Source organism: Serratia sp. J2, from assembly GCF_046269175.1.
In the GTDB taxonomy this organism is placed as follows: Bacteria; Pseudomonadota; Gammaproteobacteria; order Enterobacterales; family Enterobacteriaceae; genus Chania; species Chania fonticola_C.
The window spans coordinates 1-16,534 of record NZ_JBKABN010000028.1; the positions used below are offsets into that span (position 1 = coordinate 1).

At 51.2% G+C, this 16,534-nt stretch carries 10 protein-coding genes and 2 pseudogenes; all 12 read left to right on the forward strand.

What is annotated here, in order from left to right:
- Positions 1-322 precede the first annotated feature (322 nt).
- Positions 323-721, forward strand: a pseudogene (locus ACKWMY_RS22730) (transposase); the annotation flags it as partial.
- A gap of 210 nt (positions 722-931) precedes the next feature.
- A pseudogene (locus tag ACKWMY_RS22735) lies at positions 932-1,407 on the forward strand (transposase); the annotation flags it as partial.
- A gap of 280 nt (positions 1,408-1,687) precedes the next feature.
- Positions 1,688-2,428, forward strand: a complete 741-nt coding sequence (locus ACKWMY_RS22740; RefSeq protein WP_409487088.1) for a hypothetical protein — start codon at positions 1,688-1,690, stop codon at positions 2,426-2,428.
- A gap of 88 nt (positions 2,429-2,516) precedes the next feature.
- Positions 2,517-2,999 (forward strand): hypothetical protein, encoded by a 483-nt coding sequence (locus tag ACKWMY_RS22745; protein WP_409487089.1) that lies wholly within the window; start codon positions 2,517-2,519, stop codon positions 2,997-2,999.
- Between the two features lie 124 nt (positions 3,000-3,123).
- Positions 3,124-4,266, forward strand: a complete 1,143-nt coding sequence (locus ACKWMY_RS22750) for a tellurite resistance domain protein (RefSeq protein ID WP_409487090.1) — start codon at positions 3,124-3,126, stop codon at positions 4,264-4,266.
- 49 nt (positions 4,267-4,315) lie between these two features.
- Positions 4,316-5,815: an SrfA family protein gene (locus ACKWMY_RS22755; RefSeq protein WP_409487091.1), complete on the forward strand. Its 1,500-nt coding sequence runs from the start codon at positions 4,316-4,318 to the stop codon at positions 5,813-5,815.
- 18 nt (positions 5,816-5,833) lie between these two features.
- Positions 5,834-8,902: a virulence factor SrfB gene (locus ACKWMY_RS22760; RefSeq protein WP_409487092.1), complete on the forward strand. Its 3,069-nt coding sequence runs from the start codon at positions 5,834-5,836 to the stop codon at positions 8,900-8,902.
- Positions 8,902-11,601 (forward strand): putative virulence factor, encoded by a 2,700-nt coding sequence (locus ACKWMY_RS22765; RefSeq protein WP_409487093.1) that lies wholly within the window; start codon positions 8,902-8,904, stop codon positions 11,599-11,601. The genes ACKWMY_RS22760 and ACKWMY_RS22765 overlap by 1 nt, the downstream gene beginning before the upstream one ends.
- On the forward strand, positions 11,595-12,608 hold the full coding sequence (locus ACKWMY_RS22770; protein ID WP_409487094.1) for a hypothetical protein: 1,014 nt from the start codon (positions 11,595-11,597) through the stop codon (positions 12,606-12,608). Before ACKWMY_RS22765 ends, ACKWMY_RS22770 begins: the two co-directional genes overlap by 7 nt.
- Entirely contained in the window at positions 12,605-14,566 is a 1,962-nt protein-coding gene (locus ACKWMY_RS22775) for a vWA domain-containing protein (protein ID WP_409487095.1), read from the forward strand. Before ACKWMY_RS22770 ends, ACKWMY_RS22775 begins: the two co-directional genes overlap by 4 nt.
- Positions 14,566-15,294, forward strand: a complete 729-nt coding sequence (locus tag ACKWMY_RS22780) for an ABC transporter ATP-binding protein (RefSeq protein ID WP_409487096.1) — start codon at positions 14,566-14,568, stop codon at positions 15,292-15,294. Before ACKWMY_RS22775 ends, ACKWMY_RS22780 begins: the two co-directional genes overlap by 1 nt.
- Positions 15,284-16,498: an ABC transporter permease gene (locus ACKWMY_RS22785; RefSeq protein WP_409487097.1), complete on the forward strand. Its 1,215-nt coding sequence runs from the start codon at positions 15,284-15,286 to the stop codon at positions 16,496-16,498. Before ACKWMY_RS22780 ends, ACKWMY_RS22785 begins: the two co-directional genes overlap by 11 nt.
- Positions 16,499-16,534: the final 36 nt, after the last annotated feature.

Consider the following 16,534-nt stretch of genomic DNA (forward strand, 5'->3'; position numbering starts at 1 on the left):
ACGGAAACAACACCACCGATTGTTCAAGCAAGCATGAAGTGATGGCAGGACAGGTCAGACCGTGATGGGGAAAATCCGGTTTATTCAAGGCTACAGAAAGAGCGCTTTGTTGATAGAGGCCTCCATCAGCGTATTCCATCAGGGACAGAGGTGTTTCACGTCACCTCTGCAAAGTCCGGATCTATGGCTGCAATTGACGACCTGCAAACCCACCACAACATATTTAGCTTGGCAAACAGGAGGCGACCATCTATGAATAAATCGAACTCCTGACTGCAATCGGGATCAGATCACCACATTCCTGAGCCTTTAGCGGTATCCCGTGGCAAAGCAAAAGTTCAAGGTCACTAATTGGGCGGCCTACAACAAGACTCTCGTCAACCGTGGTTCCCTGGCATTCTGGCTTGATGAGTCGGCCATCAAGGCCTGGTACGACGAGCAAAAAACGTCTTCACGAGGGCGCTCACAACGTTATTCTACGTTAGTTATTTCCACCTTACTGATGCTCAAACGCGTCTTTCGCCTCACGCTACGTGCCGCTCAGGGCTTCATTGACTCTATTTTTACCTTAATGAAGCTCTCGCTTCGTTGCCCGGATTATTCCTGCGTCAGCAGATGGGCCAAGTCCATCTGCATCCCTTTTAAAAACCCCACGCGCGGCGAGATTGCCCATCTCGTTATCGATTCCGCCAGCTTAAACGTTTTCGGTGAAGGCGAATGGTGGAAGGACACATAAATTACTATGGAGTCCCTTTCAATATGAAGACTCTGAGTCAGTTTGTGAGGGAAGTGAAGTTACTGTGGCTGAAGTCACTCCGGCGCCGGAGTTAGTGACACAAAATGACATGGAATCGCTTCGGTTTACTCTGCAAACGCTGGTTACCATCTCCCAGAATAGTCCACCCACACCCGATGCATCGCTTCCACGCCAGAAACCACCGTCAGGGATGAGGTTGCCAGATGGCGTAAAGGTGGGAGCGCACCAGTTACTGCGCCAGCCCATCTTCCGTCAGCTTCGCGGGTGAGCTGGTGGTTGATGCCCTGGAGAATAATAAGAGGGGAAGAAAATTATGCATCCCGCTTTATTAGTCTGATGTGCGAAAAAGAGCCTCAGTTGAAAATAGCACAGCAATTGGCGTTGGACTTCTACGGATCCTGAAAACGAAAAACAAACCACAGCTAAGCAGGTGGTTCACTGATGTCAGCGAAAGCGGCCCTGTTGAGCTTCAGCGTGTTGCCACCGGGATGGAGGCTGATGCAGCAGCAATATGTGAAGCAATTACCAGCAGATGGAGTATCGGTGTAGTCGAAGGGCATGTAAATCGCCTGAAAATGCTGAAGCTGCAGATGTACGGGCGTGCTGGATTCGAGCTACTGCGGCGGCGAGTAATGAGTCCTCTGACGTAAATAGATCCACCCAAGTTGCGGAAGACCCACTTTCGTACCGTTAGTGACAATTCCTACCGCAACCCCTGCAATCGCAAGTACGTCGACTCGTCGTATTAATGATAATTTCTAGACACTGGAAAATGCATCTTCAAGTTAACTGTGTATAATGCTGCCAATACCGTCTGGTTGAGCTGTTAGTGATAAACGGCCGAATTTAAAAAAATTTATTACAGCAATAATGTCGATGGACAGCACACTGTACCCACACTGCTCCATTCGATAACTTAAGGATAAAATAATGGCGAATAAGTTTAAGTGTAGCCCAACCTGTCTTCTGGTTTCTCTAACCCTTCTTCTTAGTGGCTGTGCCAATACAGGTAGCTCTCTCTTATCTAGTACCAAACCCGATCCACGACTGACCAGCGGCGAACAATCCGAGTTCTTTACTAGCTCAGCAGCCCAGGGCTGTGGCTTCGGTGCTCTGGCAGGGGCAGGTCTTGGCGCACTGGCTGGTGCATTGGCTGGAGATGGCAAAAAGGCCTTAGTTGGGGCCGCAGTTGGTGGAGCTGCCGGATGTGCTGCAGGTATGGCGACAAACTACTACCTGGATAATCTGAAAAAAGATTACGCCACCACAGCAGATCGCCTGCAGGCGATGGATAAAGACATCAGCAAAGATACCGCTGACTTAGCGAAAACAACCGCAGCCATGAAACAGGTTATCAGTGATAACCATGCCACACTGACCAAAATTAGCCTGCAGAAAGACAATGCTGGCTTTGATAAAGCCAGTGCTAATAAAGAACTGGCGCAGGTTGATGCCAACATCAAAGTCATGAAAGACAAAATCAAGGTCATGAAAGAAAAAAGCACGGCTTATAAAGTGGCCCTGCAGGGACAAAAAACGACCAGCGAGGCTGAGAAAAATAAGTTGAAAATTCTGAACACAGAGTATAGCCAACTCGATGGTCAGATTAGTGCTTTGGAAACAGAAGCGAATGGTTTGTACAGCCAACGCCAGGCTATTTCACTGGGTTAATAATTACGGGCCGATATTATTACGGCCCTATTTATGCCTATTGCTGCACTCGACATTTTATTTAGCACTCTCAATTCATGGACCTCTCATGAGAAAATACTTAATACTCGCTTCACTGTTGCTTACTGGTTGCGCCACTTCGCCCCAGGACTGCGATTTACATGCTCAAGACCCAAGTTTTATTACCAAGTTGAGCTGCACGACCTCCGGTGGATATAGACAGAAAGTCGACGAGCAGGAGCGCCAGGTACTACAAAGCCAGCGGGACAATAAAATTGCTCAACAGGACCTTGCTGATACCCAAAAAAGGGAGCTAGCCGCAAGCCAGAAGCTGGCAGATGAACAAACCCGGTTAACCGCGGCGCAATCCGATTTGGTGCAGACACTTAAAAAGCTCCAGTCGAGCAACGTGAACAACAAGCAGCGCCAGCAAGAAATTAAGCAATTGCAAGAGTTGCAACGCCAATCTCAGCAATCCCATAGCGACAGTGAAATTACCGCTATTGAGAAGAAAATTGCTGAAGCCAAAAAAAGAGTCGCAGCGCTTGAGCAAGCCAACGCGCTTCAGTAGAAGTGCCATTTGCGTGGCGGCCTTTTAAGGCCGCCGCGTTGCCAAAACCAGACCATGTGAAAGCAGTGGCCTCACTTTGCCGATCAGCGTCTGATGCTAATGACAACAACAATGAATCCGGGCTATGCAACGATTAACAAGATCAGCGCCAATTGATGATTCAACCCTCACCACCTATGAAGAAACGGTCGCTATGATCCACCGTTATCTTCCCCCTTCCCTTGCGTTACTTTATGCGACGGCACGTCGTAATGTCGAAGGGGATCTGGAGTGGTGGACAGAACGGCAAGGGCTTGCAACCCTGCTGTCAGCACTGAGCGACGCTGAACAACTCAAGGTCCAGAGCAAGCGCCAACAGTATCAGGATACTGTTGCAAGCTTGATTGAACAGCTTAAAACTCATGGGGAAGCAAAACCGGCCCAGGCGTTGCAAACGCTGCTTACCCATTCACAGGAACTGACCTGTTATGGTGTCGGTGGCGAGCCCGTATTGATCAACTGGGTAACCCAAGTACAGGAATCCCCTGCTACGGTGGCACTAGTGCCGTGGTGGCGACGATTCCTTCCTTGGCTGCTATTGCTGTTATTGCTCTCGCTAGCACTCTACTGGTGGTGGTTTACCGGTCATAATCGTCCTGACGCGGCCCTTCCTGTGCAGAACGAAACGCCTGCAGCGGTTGCCGACTCCCCGCCGAAAAATACCCAGTTAACGCAGGATAATCCGAGTATCAATCTCGAAAAAAGAAAGAACTTCGGGCGCATCAAGGTCAATCTGACCTGGCAACAGGGCCAGCATAAAGAGCCAGTGGATCTGGATATTGCCACATTTGTTCGCTTCAAAAATGGCAAGAAAAGTGGCGTTGAGGCACTCAGTAAATTTCTTGGCGACTATGACAAACCTCCCTTTATGTTATTGCAAAAAGATCTGCGTGGGGGCGACGACCAGGATGGTGAATGGCTATTTATCAACGGCAGTCAATGGCAGGAAATTGATGAAGTGCTGATTTATAGCTTCATCTATGGTGGTACGGATAACTGGCAGGGCACCGATGCCACTATCACGATCTATGTCCCAGACCAGCCGCCAATCAGCTCCACGTTGACTAATGGATATGAACTCAATAGTGTCGCGGCAATCGCCAGATTAAAGAATGTTGATGGTGACATCAAAGTTGAGCGGCTCAACAGCTTCTTCCGCGATCGGGAGTCACTGGATAAGCATTATGGTTGGGGCTTTAAATGGACACCTGGTGCGAGTAAAAATTAGCCACATTCATATGACTTGCGTTAATTAACAGCCTTACAAGGTTTAGACAATGCGAAATTCGACTCAGGGACCACTGCTACGTACCGGGAATAACTCTTCGTTTAAGGCGCTGGGTGAAACCGGCTATCCCGTGTTTAAGATGGCATTTCAGCTACGTGAAGCCATTTACCGCCTTGATGCCGGGCGCGACCTGGCCCGACATCTTGCCGTTCCGCAAAATGACCAGGGCGGTGATCGGACCGACTGGTACAGCAGTTTTGCCGGTGATGTCATTCCATGGAGTGGTGCAACTGAAAGCGAGCGTGCCTCCGCGCGTCAGCAATTCAACGAATTCCAGATGGCGGTACAGCGATTAAGCGAGCAGATGCTTAATGCAGAAAAAAGTGGTGCAGGTGGCGATCGCCGGGTGTTTACCCAATTATTAAAATTGGTAGTCCACTTCCCTGATGATGAGTTTCTTTATCTGGTTAACGGGGTGCTGGTTATTACTTTCTGGGGCTTTATTCACCCAGGTGGCGAGCAGCGTAATCCCATGCACTGGCTGCAACCTTCCTCTGTACCGGTACAAACATCCGTTGCCCCATTAACTCAGCCGCTAGCACAACAGGCACCAACCGATATCGATACTACCGAGACCGTTACGCACACCCGATGCTGGAACTGGCGCTGGTTGCTCTGGTTACTTTTAGCCCTGCTTTTACTTGCCCTACTACTAGGGTTACTGCGTGGCTACTTTCCGTCTCTCTCACTTCCTGGTCTGCCAGGATCCTCCAGTGAGAAAAACCTCAGCCAACCAGTCAGCAATGCCGCGAATAGCAAAGCCTTAAAGGGAGATCCCCCTATAATCTCCAGCGTGAATATCCCGGTGACAACCAGTGCAACGAACGCAGCCACCAGCGTGCCAGTCGTTGGTTCAGCCGACGCAATTCAGGCTCTGGATGGCGCACACGCACATACCTCAGGTGATTCTGCGGCTACTGACGCTGACGTTCCCGCCCTGAAGGCAACTGATAATGCCAGCGAGGCGCAAGAGCCGGTAAGCAACAGCGAAGTTCCTGTTACTGAACCTGCGGCTGATACTGTTCCGCCAGCAACGCCGGAGGCGCAAAACAGTGAGCCCTGCAAGCCCGCTATTGTCCCAAATACCGTGCCGCCTGTGATACCCGCTCAGGGCGAACCTCTAACGCTTCCCGCCACCTTACCTGATGGCCCAGCTCAGTTTCTTAACGGGCAATGGCAGGTCAATGGCGGAATTCAGGACAAACTCACTGGCCGCCCGTTGCAGTTGCAATACAACTTTAACCAGGGCAATGGTAGCGTCAGCGTACGTCAATCCAATGGCGTAACTTGCACCGGTGCTGCCAGAGGGAGTGTGCAGCAAGGTGCACTCCGCATTACGAATCCCGAACAGATGAAATGTAGCGATGGCTCAAATTTCATTGGCCCCCAAATAGAGTGCAAATCACCTGCTTCTGGTCACGCCGATTGTGTCGGCAACAATGATGAGGATAAAACCTTCCCCATTCGCATGCTTCAGCCCAATACTTAAACAGGGACGAATTACATTATGTTGCCTGAGATTGTTTCTTTTGATCGTCAGATCACCCTCGTCGGTGACTCCGGAATTCAGTTTATGGATTTCGGCTTAAACCTCAGACGCCAGCCAGTTGGTGAATTTGTCAAACTAGCGAACGGCGTACTCACTCGTCTGATTTACAACGAGCAGCGTGATTACTATTTCTATCAGCCGACACCTGACAATATTGAGAAGGCTAAAAGCCAATACGACATACCTGTCGAGCAGAGCCTTAAATTGCTGGACAGCGTCTGGATACCGCTCCCTCTGTTTCGTTTTAGTCTGCCGAATATTTACCAGGAAGGGCCACTGAACTGGGCACGTTTCCGTATAGTGAAGCTGCCTGAACCGGATATGGATGGCCATAGTCACCGAATGACGCTGGCTATCGATACCCGCATCATGGCAAAACAGCAATCGGCAGCCGACCTCAGCCCTAATCATGAGGATGTGAATGCTGGAGCCACCTTTGCAGTGGCAACCGCCACCTATGCACTCAACTGGTATTTGACCCAGGACTGGGTAAAAGACTGGCTGATCGAAGTCTTTAAAGAAGCCAGCAAAGGCAGGGACATCGATGAACGCGAGGATGAGATAGCCCAACAGTATCCACTGGCGCACTATCTTAATCTGTTGGCGTTAATGGCTATTCCGCTGGAAGGTCTGCAAACCCAGACAGAGCCCTCTATCGAGCTGCCACAATTTAAGGTGATCGCCAATCGGGAAGTTAACGCCATTAAACCGATCCCGGTCGATCTGATCCTTGATGTAGGTAACTCTCGTACCTGCGGCATTTTAATTGAAGATCACGGGCAGTCAGGATCCGGCTTAATGCACAATTACGTGCTAAAACTGCGCGATCTTAGTGCTCCCGAACATGTATATACCGAACCCTTTGAAAGCAAGGTCGAGTTCTCACAGGCATTTTTTGGCAAAGATCACTACTCGGTTCGCAGCGGCCGCCATGACGCTTTCCAGTGGCCGACAATAGCCCGCATCGGTGGTGAAGCCAACCGTTTAGCGTCGCGCCGCCGCGGGAGCGAAGGCTCTACGGGATTATCCAGCCCAAAACGTTACCTGTGGGATGAGAAATTTTATGGTCAGGGCTGGCGCTTTAACAGCAGCTATGTGCAGGATACCAACACCCTCGCCACTGCCGCCCCCTTTGCCAATTTAATTGATGAAAAAGGCGAGGCACTGCACACCATTAAAGACGAGATGGATCGTATCCCAGTCTTTACGCCACGCTACTCGCGCAGTTCTCTGATGACCTTTATGTTATCGGAGGTATTGACCCAAGCCATCAGCCAGATCAATAGCCCGGAACAGCGTATTCGCGAAGGCCATGCCGGCCTCCCTCGCCAACTTCGGCATATTATTCTAACTGTTCCGCCAGGTCTGCCGATGGCTGAACGATGTATTCTTGATGAAAGAATGCGTCAAGCCATTGGTTTAGTGTGGAAATCTCTGCGTTGGCATACTGGTGAGAATGATCCTTATGCCGATGAACTCGACGACCACAGCAAGGAGAATATCAAGATCCCACTGCCTAAGATCCGCGTGGAATGGGACGAGGCCTCCTGCGCTCAACTGGTGTATCTGTATACTGAGATCAACCAGAACTTCGCCGGTCACCCGGAAGTGTTTTTCGATACATTGGGCCGTCCGGATCGTAAAGAGCGGGAAACCATCACCATTGCGTCAATTGATATCGGCGGTGGCACAACGGACCTGGTCATCACCGACTACCGACTGGATCGTAATGGGGTGTCCGGTGGTGGCGCTAACGTGCATATCATTCCCCACCAGCGTTTTCGTGACAGCTTCAAAATCGCAGGCGATGATATTCTGTTGGATGTGATTCAGTCCTACGTACTTCCCGCTTTCGAGTTGTCACTGCGTGAAGCGGGTGTGCGCGCCGTTGAAACGCTGATGTCCCAGTTGTGTGGTTCGCAAAATATCAGTGCCGCCGAAGCGGTGCTGCGTCAGCAACTGAGCTTACAGCTGTTTGTACCACTGGCCCTGCACATATTGACCCAATATGAGCAATATGACCCGCAGGATGAACAGACGCATCTGCTCATTAATCAGCGGGTTAGTGAGTTACTGCCTGCTGGCAGTATCAGTGACGAAGTTGAGGGTTTTGTGCGCCGAGAAGTGCAAAAGGCGGGTGGCCCTAATGACTTCAAACTGGCTGACATCAACCTCAATCTCCTGCTGGCGAAGATGCACAATGATTTGTGCTCCGGTAAGTTCAACATCAATAAAGTCCTTACTGCGCTGTGCGAGGTTTTATCCTGTTACCACTGCGACCTGCTGCTGCTTACCGGTCGCCCGTCGCAACTGCCGGGTATTCAGACCATCGTCCGTCGCAATCTACCCTTACCTCCGGGGCGCATTTTAGCGCTGCATGGCTACCAGACAGGTACCTGGTATCCGTTTCATAAAAACGGCCATATTGACGATCCAAAGAGCACCGCATCAGTCGGCGCAATGCTATCGCAGCTCTGCGCTAACCACAGCATTCCCAACTTCCATTTCCGTATCTCGGCGCTGAAGCCTTATTCGACCATTCGCCATATCGGTATCATCGATATGGATAACCTGATCCACGATGCCGACGTTGTCTATCGTCACATCGAATCAGAAGACGGGCAGATTAAATTGCCGGTGATAATGAATCAGGAGGGAGAGGCAACAACGCAAAGCATTGTCATGCGTGGCGATCTACGCCTAGGTTATCGCCAGTTGGATGCAGAGCGCTGGTCCGCAGCGCCCTTATACACCCTGCGGTTTAGCGAGTCGGGCCGTGAAAAATTCTCAAAGGCGACATCCACAGACAGCGGCTCCCCGTACCTCAAAGTCAGACTGACGATTGATAAAGGCAAGGCCGCCCACAAACTGGGGCTTATCAGTGATCGCCTGATCATCGCTGATGTGAGCAGCAATACCGACAAGTCTTTCAGCAAAAATGACTTAGCGCTGGAACTCAATACCATGCCCGATACGGGACTCATTGACAGTCGACACTGGCTCGATAGCGGGAGTGTGAAAAAATAATGAACAACGATCAAGATACTCTGCAACAAGGTTGGGCTGCTATCGCTCAGGGTTGTCAGGATGCACTGGGTTGGGTTGACAGCGTGCGAACCAGCTCTCGCCGCCTGGATAACGAAGCAGATAAGCTCAACCTGAGTTTGCTGCGCACCCGCAATCTGGCTAATAGCCTCACTCAGGTCTCCACCACTCCGATGACCGTGGGTTTCTTCGGCATCTCGCAAGCGGGTAAGTCCTATCTTATTTCGGCGTTAGCGGCGGGTAATAATGGCGAGTTGCAAGCCCGCTATGGCGCCCAGGAGGTGGACTTTATTAAAGAGGTCAACCCAGTAGGCGGGGGCAAAGAGGCGACCGGCCTGGTCACACGCTTTACCAGACACGCGCCCGATGCCCCGGTGGGTTACCCGATCCCTTTGCGCCTGTTCAGTGAAATTGACCTAGCAAAGATCTTCGCCAACACCTGGTTTAACGACTTCAACCATGAACACCTGAATTATAAGATTGACGAGAACCGCATTGAAGAATGTCTGCGTCCATTCCTGCAACGTGCCGGCCAGGCTAGCGCTAATAATGGTGTCAACAGCGAGGACGTGGTGGCACTGTGGGACTATCTCAACGCGTCATTCAAAAAATCAGTGGAGAAACTTGAGCACGCCTGGTGGCCACAGGTGCTTAAAATCGCACCTGCACTCACCCCACACGAACGTGCGGACCTCTTCTCTCTGCTGTGGGGGGAGCAGCCGGAGCTAACCGAGACCTATCGTTCACTGTCTAATGTGCTGGCGAAACTCAACCATGCAAAAATGGTGTTTGCCCCCTTAGATACGCTTATCGATCACAGCAGCGGCAGCATTATGAATGTCGACAGCCTGAATCGTCTCGGTTCGAATCAGGATCGCACCGTCGAAATACGCTTCTGGCAAGAGAACCAGCAAACCGGCAGCGCCGTTTTGTCACAAGCTGAGCTGGCGGCATTGACCTCTGAGCTCATTTTCCCGCTGGCGGAAGTCACTAACAATAGTGTGATGGAACAGGTCGACTTACTCGACTTCCCTGGCTATCGCGGGCGACTTAAGCTCCTCGCACTGAAAGATGCCGCTCAGGATGGTCAGAATCCGGTATCGCAATTATTACTGCGCGGCAAGGTCGCCTACCTTTTTGAGCGCTACACCGATAACCAGGAGATGAATGCCCTGGTGGTGTGCGCAAGCTCGTTTAAACAAAGCGACGTTTCCGATGTTGGCCCGGTACTCACACGCTGGGTGGAGAAGACGCAAGGCAAAACCGCAAAAGAGCGCGGGAAAAGTAAAGCAGGCTTGTTCTGGGCCATTACCATGTGTGATATGCGTATCACGGACAATCTGAAAAAAACCGAAAGTCAGTTAAAAGAGGCCTGGGAAGGCATGCTGCATATGACGCTGCTGGAACGTTTTGCTCAGTACGACTGGTTGAAAGAATGGTCACCCGGCAAGCCGTTTGATAACTGCTTCCTGGTACGTAAACCTGGGATGGATAACCCCTTCCTGACTCTTGAAAATGAACCCGTCCAGGGGAGATCTAAAGAAGTGTCTCTCGCTGAACGCTATTGCGATGTGCTCGACACCATGGGCCGTATCTTTGTCGCGGGTAATAATGTACGCCATCACGTTGCCGAGCCGAAAGAAGCGTGGCAAGAGATGCTTAAGCTCAACGATGGGGGAGTATCCCGCCTGACTGGTGCTTTGCGCGGTGTCGCCCATCTGGAATTCAAATTACAGCGTCTGCGTGAACAGTTATTGCAATGCCGACACGAAACAGGTGATCACCGCCTCGGTCGTTGGTACGAACAGGACGGTGACGGCCAGATCGTAAAAAAACAAGCCATTGCCAAAGATCTGTGGCAAGGTTTGTCCGCCTGCCCGCATAGCCTGGGTGAGATGATCGGCAACCTGGATCTTCCCTCCCATGAACTACACAATGTCTATCTGAGTATTCGTAATCAGGAGCAAGAGCCGCAAACTGGCACTGAACAGCATCCGCAGAATACCTTTACTGCCAATCCTTTTGGCAGTAACCCATTTGCCAGCAATCCTTTCGGCGATGCCCCTGTTGATAAGCAGCCCACCGTTGTTGAATCCGCCCTCGCGCCGGAACGCGTAGGGCGGGATGACGAATTTGCCCATCAGGCATTCAAAGCCTGGGTGGCGCACCTGAGAGAGTTGCCACAGCAAAACACTCAATGGCAACAACTGGGAATGAACAGCCAGATGATCAATCTGTTGTGTGAAGAGCTGATCACTGCTGCCACGCGTCTGGATCTGGAAGGCATGTTAAAACGCGCTCTGGCAGGTCAGGAGCAGGCAGGTACACGTCGTGAGCAGTTACTGGCACGCCAGGTACTGCGTGCCCAACTGGTGATGCGTGATTTTATTGCCTGGTTTGGCTACCTCTCTTTGCCAGAAGAGAAGATCCCCAATAGCTATGTGGGTGAGAAGCAGAAAGTCTTTGCACGTCAGGCCTCTCTTGCCAGCGATGAGCTGCCACAGCTGGCCGCTGTCGCCCCACAGCCAGGTGTCTCCTATATGGGTGACTGGCTATCGGCATTAATGACAATCATCCTGGACAATGCGGGCCATAGTGCCACCCACGACATCTCCTTTGAACATAACCGGCAACTTGGTCAAATCATCGGCCAAATGAAACAAGAGAACTTGTCATGCTAGCAAAAATCTTCCCCAGCCAACCAGCAGTGCCGGGTACAGCACAATTGATGATTCGCCTGCGTGGCGAACAGGCAGTACTGTCAAACCTGACCTTTAGTCTTTGTAACAATGAGCAAAACTATCTACAACCTGACAACAGTTGGAGCTCGGCACCGCACTGGTTTACCATCGATGGCGGCTATCCATTTAACAATGGCAGCGGTTTTCGTATTGGCCCGACCTTGCTTGACCCACTGCTGGAGAGAGCAAGCCAGGTACAAATTCAGCTCCAGCTGGCGTCGGGTGAAACCCGTAGTACGACACTACAACTGGTACGCGATGAGTTGTTCTCATCCGATGCCCGTGGACAAACCGGCAACTACAGCGGCAGTAGCGTATTGACCACATTGGCTCCAACCCCACCGCCAGAACCTGTTCTGGTAGCAGAATCTGTGTTAATACCAGCAGAGCCGCTTCCATCACCTGCTCCATCTCAGCCCAAACGCAGCGGTTCCCTTATTCCGATGATCGCTGCCGGACTGTTGGTGTTGCTGATTGTCGCTGGAGCGCTATGGTGGTTTATAGGACGGGACAGCGACCACACTCTGCCAGCTACTATGGACAAACAACCGGCAGTCCCGACAGTTGCAGTCCCAGCTGTAGCGGTAGCCAAACCCGATGCCAGCGAGTGCTCACCTGCTAACCTAGCAAGCCAGAGTGAGCTTGATTTTGTGCAAAACTGCGTGCAACAAAAGCTCGACAGTGACCAGTTGCTGACAATAATTCAGGCTGCCAAAGACGTGAAAAAATGCGGTGTAGCCCAGCGCCTGTACGCCAACCGCGCTCAGGGAGGAGATATTAAGATAGCCCTCGCTTATGCCAGTGAATACGATCCGCTGGATCATAAGCCAAGCGAGTGTTTCAAAACCGCAGATCCCGATACCGCAGCTTACTGGTATGAAACAGTCCTGCAAACCGAGCCAGAAAACCCAAAAGCCAAACAACGCATTGAGGAGCTAAGAAAATGATGAAAACGCATTTTCTTCGACTGGTACTACCTTTATGTGGCCTGCTTTTCGCAAGCCAGGCGTTTGCGGCAGAGGGAGACAAACCCCTGCTACAGGAAGGAAAGAAAACCTTATTTCAAAGAGTTCTGACCACGCCGGGTTGCAAACTGGGCACAATGGCTGGCGATGATAAGGGTGAATTACAACCGGCGTTTAGCAGCTTTTATGTTTATCAAAAAGCAGATATGAATGGGCAAAACTGGGTCCAGGTTGGGCCTGACAGCTATGGTAAAACCATTGGCTGGTTACCGCAGTCGTGCACCGTTGATTGGAAAATGCAGCTAACCCTGGCCTTTACCAACCCGGCGAACCGTGACCGGCTGGTGTTTTTCAAAGATAAAAAAAACCTGGATGATATTCTCTCCGCTCCTGACCCCGTTTCGGTGGTTGCACCATTGCGCGCCCATCTGAAACGCGACGGGAGTGCTGATGGCGTTCTGGCTCAGGAGCCGGAATACTTTGTTGATCTGCAAAAACAGTTCTACCTGTTGCCGATCCTCAGCGGGGAAGAGGTGATGACTGAAAGCGGGTTCTACACCCGCTTACTCAACGTTGCCTCCGTTAGCAAGGCTGATCCCAACCCTAAACAGAGTGATGATATCAACCAGCTTGAAGGCTTTAATGCCACAGTGGTTTTCGTTATCGACTCGACCATTTCTATGGGCCCATACATCGAGCGAACAAAAGAAGCGGTCAACAAAATTTACGACAAGATTAAACAGGAACACCTGCAAGAACAGGTGAAGTTTGGTCTGGTTTCATTCCGTTCAAACACCAAAGCCGTTCCTGGCCTGGAGTACACCTCGAAGGTCTTCGCCGATCCTAATCAGGTCAAAAATGGTGAGGACTTTCTGAAAAAAGTTGCGGGTCTGAAAGAAGCCAAAGTATCCAGTTCTCTGTACGATGAAGATGCTTATGCCGGTGTACTTTCTGCTATCGACAACATTGACTGGAGTTCTTTCGGTGCGCGTTACATCGTCTTAATCACCGACGCTGGTGCCATTGAGGGCAGCAATAAACTTTCAGCCACTGGTCTAGATGCCAAACAGCTACGTTTGGAAGCAGGCAACAGGGGCATTGCTATTTATACTCTGCACCTGAAGACCCCTACCGGCAAAGACGATCATGCGAAAGCTGAAGGCCAGTACCGGGATCTCTCCAACTTTGACAGTACGCAGTCCAACCTTTACCAATCCGTTGACGCTGGCAACCTGAAAACTTTTGGTCAGCAGGTTGATATGCTGGCCGGCGCCATCACAGAACAGGTCAAGTCTGCCTATGTGGGCGATCCGGCAATCGGCAGCGCACTCTATTCTAAAGATGGTGGAAAAAAGCCGACATCTGAGGAGAAATTGCTGGGGGACACTGCATTGATTGGTCATGCCATGCAGTTGGCCTGGCTGGGCAAAAAGAATGATACCCAGGCACCGTTGGTGTTTAAGGCCTGGATCAGTGACCGCGATCTTATCAAGCAAAACATCCCGACCACAGACGTTCGCGTACTGCTTACCAAAGGGCAGTTGAGCGACCTGAGCGATGTGGTGAGTCAGATCCTGCAAGCAGCAAACGAAGGCATGATCTCGCCGGATAAAATGTTTGAGCGCTTACGCACCGTCGCCGCCACCATGGGTGCCGATCCTAACCAGTTGAAGCTGCAGGAAAGCGCCAAAATCAACGATCTCGGTGTGTTAGGGGAATATCTTGCTGACCTGCCTTACCGTAGCGATGTCCTGAATCTTGATGCAGAGACATGGAAAAGCTGGGATGGCTTGTCGCAGGAGAAGTTTATCCGCACCCTTTCGGCCAAGCTACGTTATTACCAGAAATATAATGCCGATGTTGATCGCTGGGTTGAGCTCGCCAAAGGCGGCGATCCCCGCGATCGCGTATACCCTGTACCGCTGGAAATGATGCCTTGATGCTACACATAGACGATTTGTGTGTTGTACGTGGTCAGGGTTCTCAAGCTCATCATGTCTACCTACCGCAGCTTACGCTGCGGCCAGGTCAGGTAGTGGCAGTTACCGGTGAAAGCGGCTGTGGCAAAAGTACTCTGCTTGAAGCGATCGGCTTACTGTTGCGCCCTGTCAGCGTTGGGCGTTTCGAGTTGCATGATCAAAAATGGCTGGATGTTGCCACACTGCTCAATCGCAATCAGCAAGCAGAATTGGCCGACATTCGCGCCCACCATCTAGGGTTTGTGCTGCAAAATGGTGGCCTGCTTCCCTTTCTGAGCGTGCAGGACAACATACGGCTTCCATGCCAGTTGATTGGCATGGTGGCGGATAAAGCCATGTTGAACAGGGTTATCGATACCCTGAAGCTTGGCCCACTGTTAAGCAAGTACCCGGCACAACTGTCATTTGGTGAAAGACAGAGAACCGCATTTGCCCGCGCCATCATGCACCGCCCTGGGTTAGTGCTGGCCGACGAACCCACTGCCGCACTTGATCCCTACAATGCGCAGCAACTGTTTAGCCTGTTTATCGACCTGGTTGCTCAGGAACGAATGATGGCACTGGTTGTCTGTCACGACTGGCCGCTGGTGCAACGTTTCAATTTACCTTGTTTAGTTGCCCGTCATGACTCCGGTGCATCTGATCAGTCTGAAGCACATGCCCGGAGAGGAACCCACTTTGTCCTTTAACCGAACCCTGCTGCTGGGTCGCCTGGCACTGCAAGATCTGTGGTACGATCGCATTATCTCTTTTTGTATTATTTCCTCCCTTGTTGCGGTTATCGCCCCACTATTGCTGCTATTCGGTTTGCGTTTTGGCATTGTCAGTCAATTGCAGGATGACCTGGCCAATGATCCCCGTAATCTGGAAATCAAGATGCTGAGCAGTGGCAGTTATGAGCAAAGCTGGATAGAACAGTTGCGTCAACGCCCCGATGTGGGTTTTGCTATCGGACTGACACGTTCGCTCAATACCCTTGCCGATCTGCAGGTGGACAACCGCCATTTCATCGAAAATGCCGAAGTAATTCCGACCGATGCCGGTGACCCGCTATTAGGCAAGCTTGAGATCCTGCATGAAAATGAGGTCGTCTTAACCCAGGAAGCCGCACGAAAACTTGCGGTCAAAGTCGGTGATACCCTCACCCTGCGCGTGAGTCGTCAGCTTGAAGAGCGCCGGGAATGGGGGCATAAAAGTCTGACCGTTATCGGCATATTACCGGCCACCTATTTCAACCGGGCAGCCATATTTACCCAACCCACCCTGCTCCTGATGCTCGAGTATTTCAGAGACGGCTACACTATCTCAGCCCTTGGCGTTAATAGCGGCCAACCGATAAGTATCAAACCACCGCTCTATGCGCGCGCCAGGTTGTATGCCAAAAGCATCGACCATGTAGCCAACCTTGAGCGCGACCTGCAGGCGCAACGCATCGAAACCACCAGCCGGCTAGCGGATATTGAAAATGTGAAAAGCATCAACCGAGTGCTGGGGATCATTTTTAATACCATTGCCGCCACTGCACTTATTGGCTGCATTGCCTCTCTCATCGGTTCATTTATCGCCAATGTCGATCGTAAACGCAAACATATTGCCGTACTGCGCCTTTTGGGCTTCACCAGCTCAGCGGTGGGGGTGTATGTGATATTGCAAGGCTGCCTGCTCAGCCTGCTGGCTTATGTGGGTGGCTACGGCATCTATCTTATCGCCAGTCAGATTTTTAACCGGGCGTTGGCCGGTAGCCAGGCTACCGACCAGATGCTGTGTAAAATAACCTTAGGGCATAGCCTCTTGGCAATGGCAATCACGGTTGTCGTGGCACTACTGGTTGCCAGCATTGGGGCTTATCGGGCAATTAATATTGAACCTGCGCAGAGCCTGCGCGAAGTGTGAGCCTGCCTACCTCATTTTTGAGTCAACTTATGATTA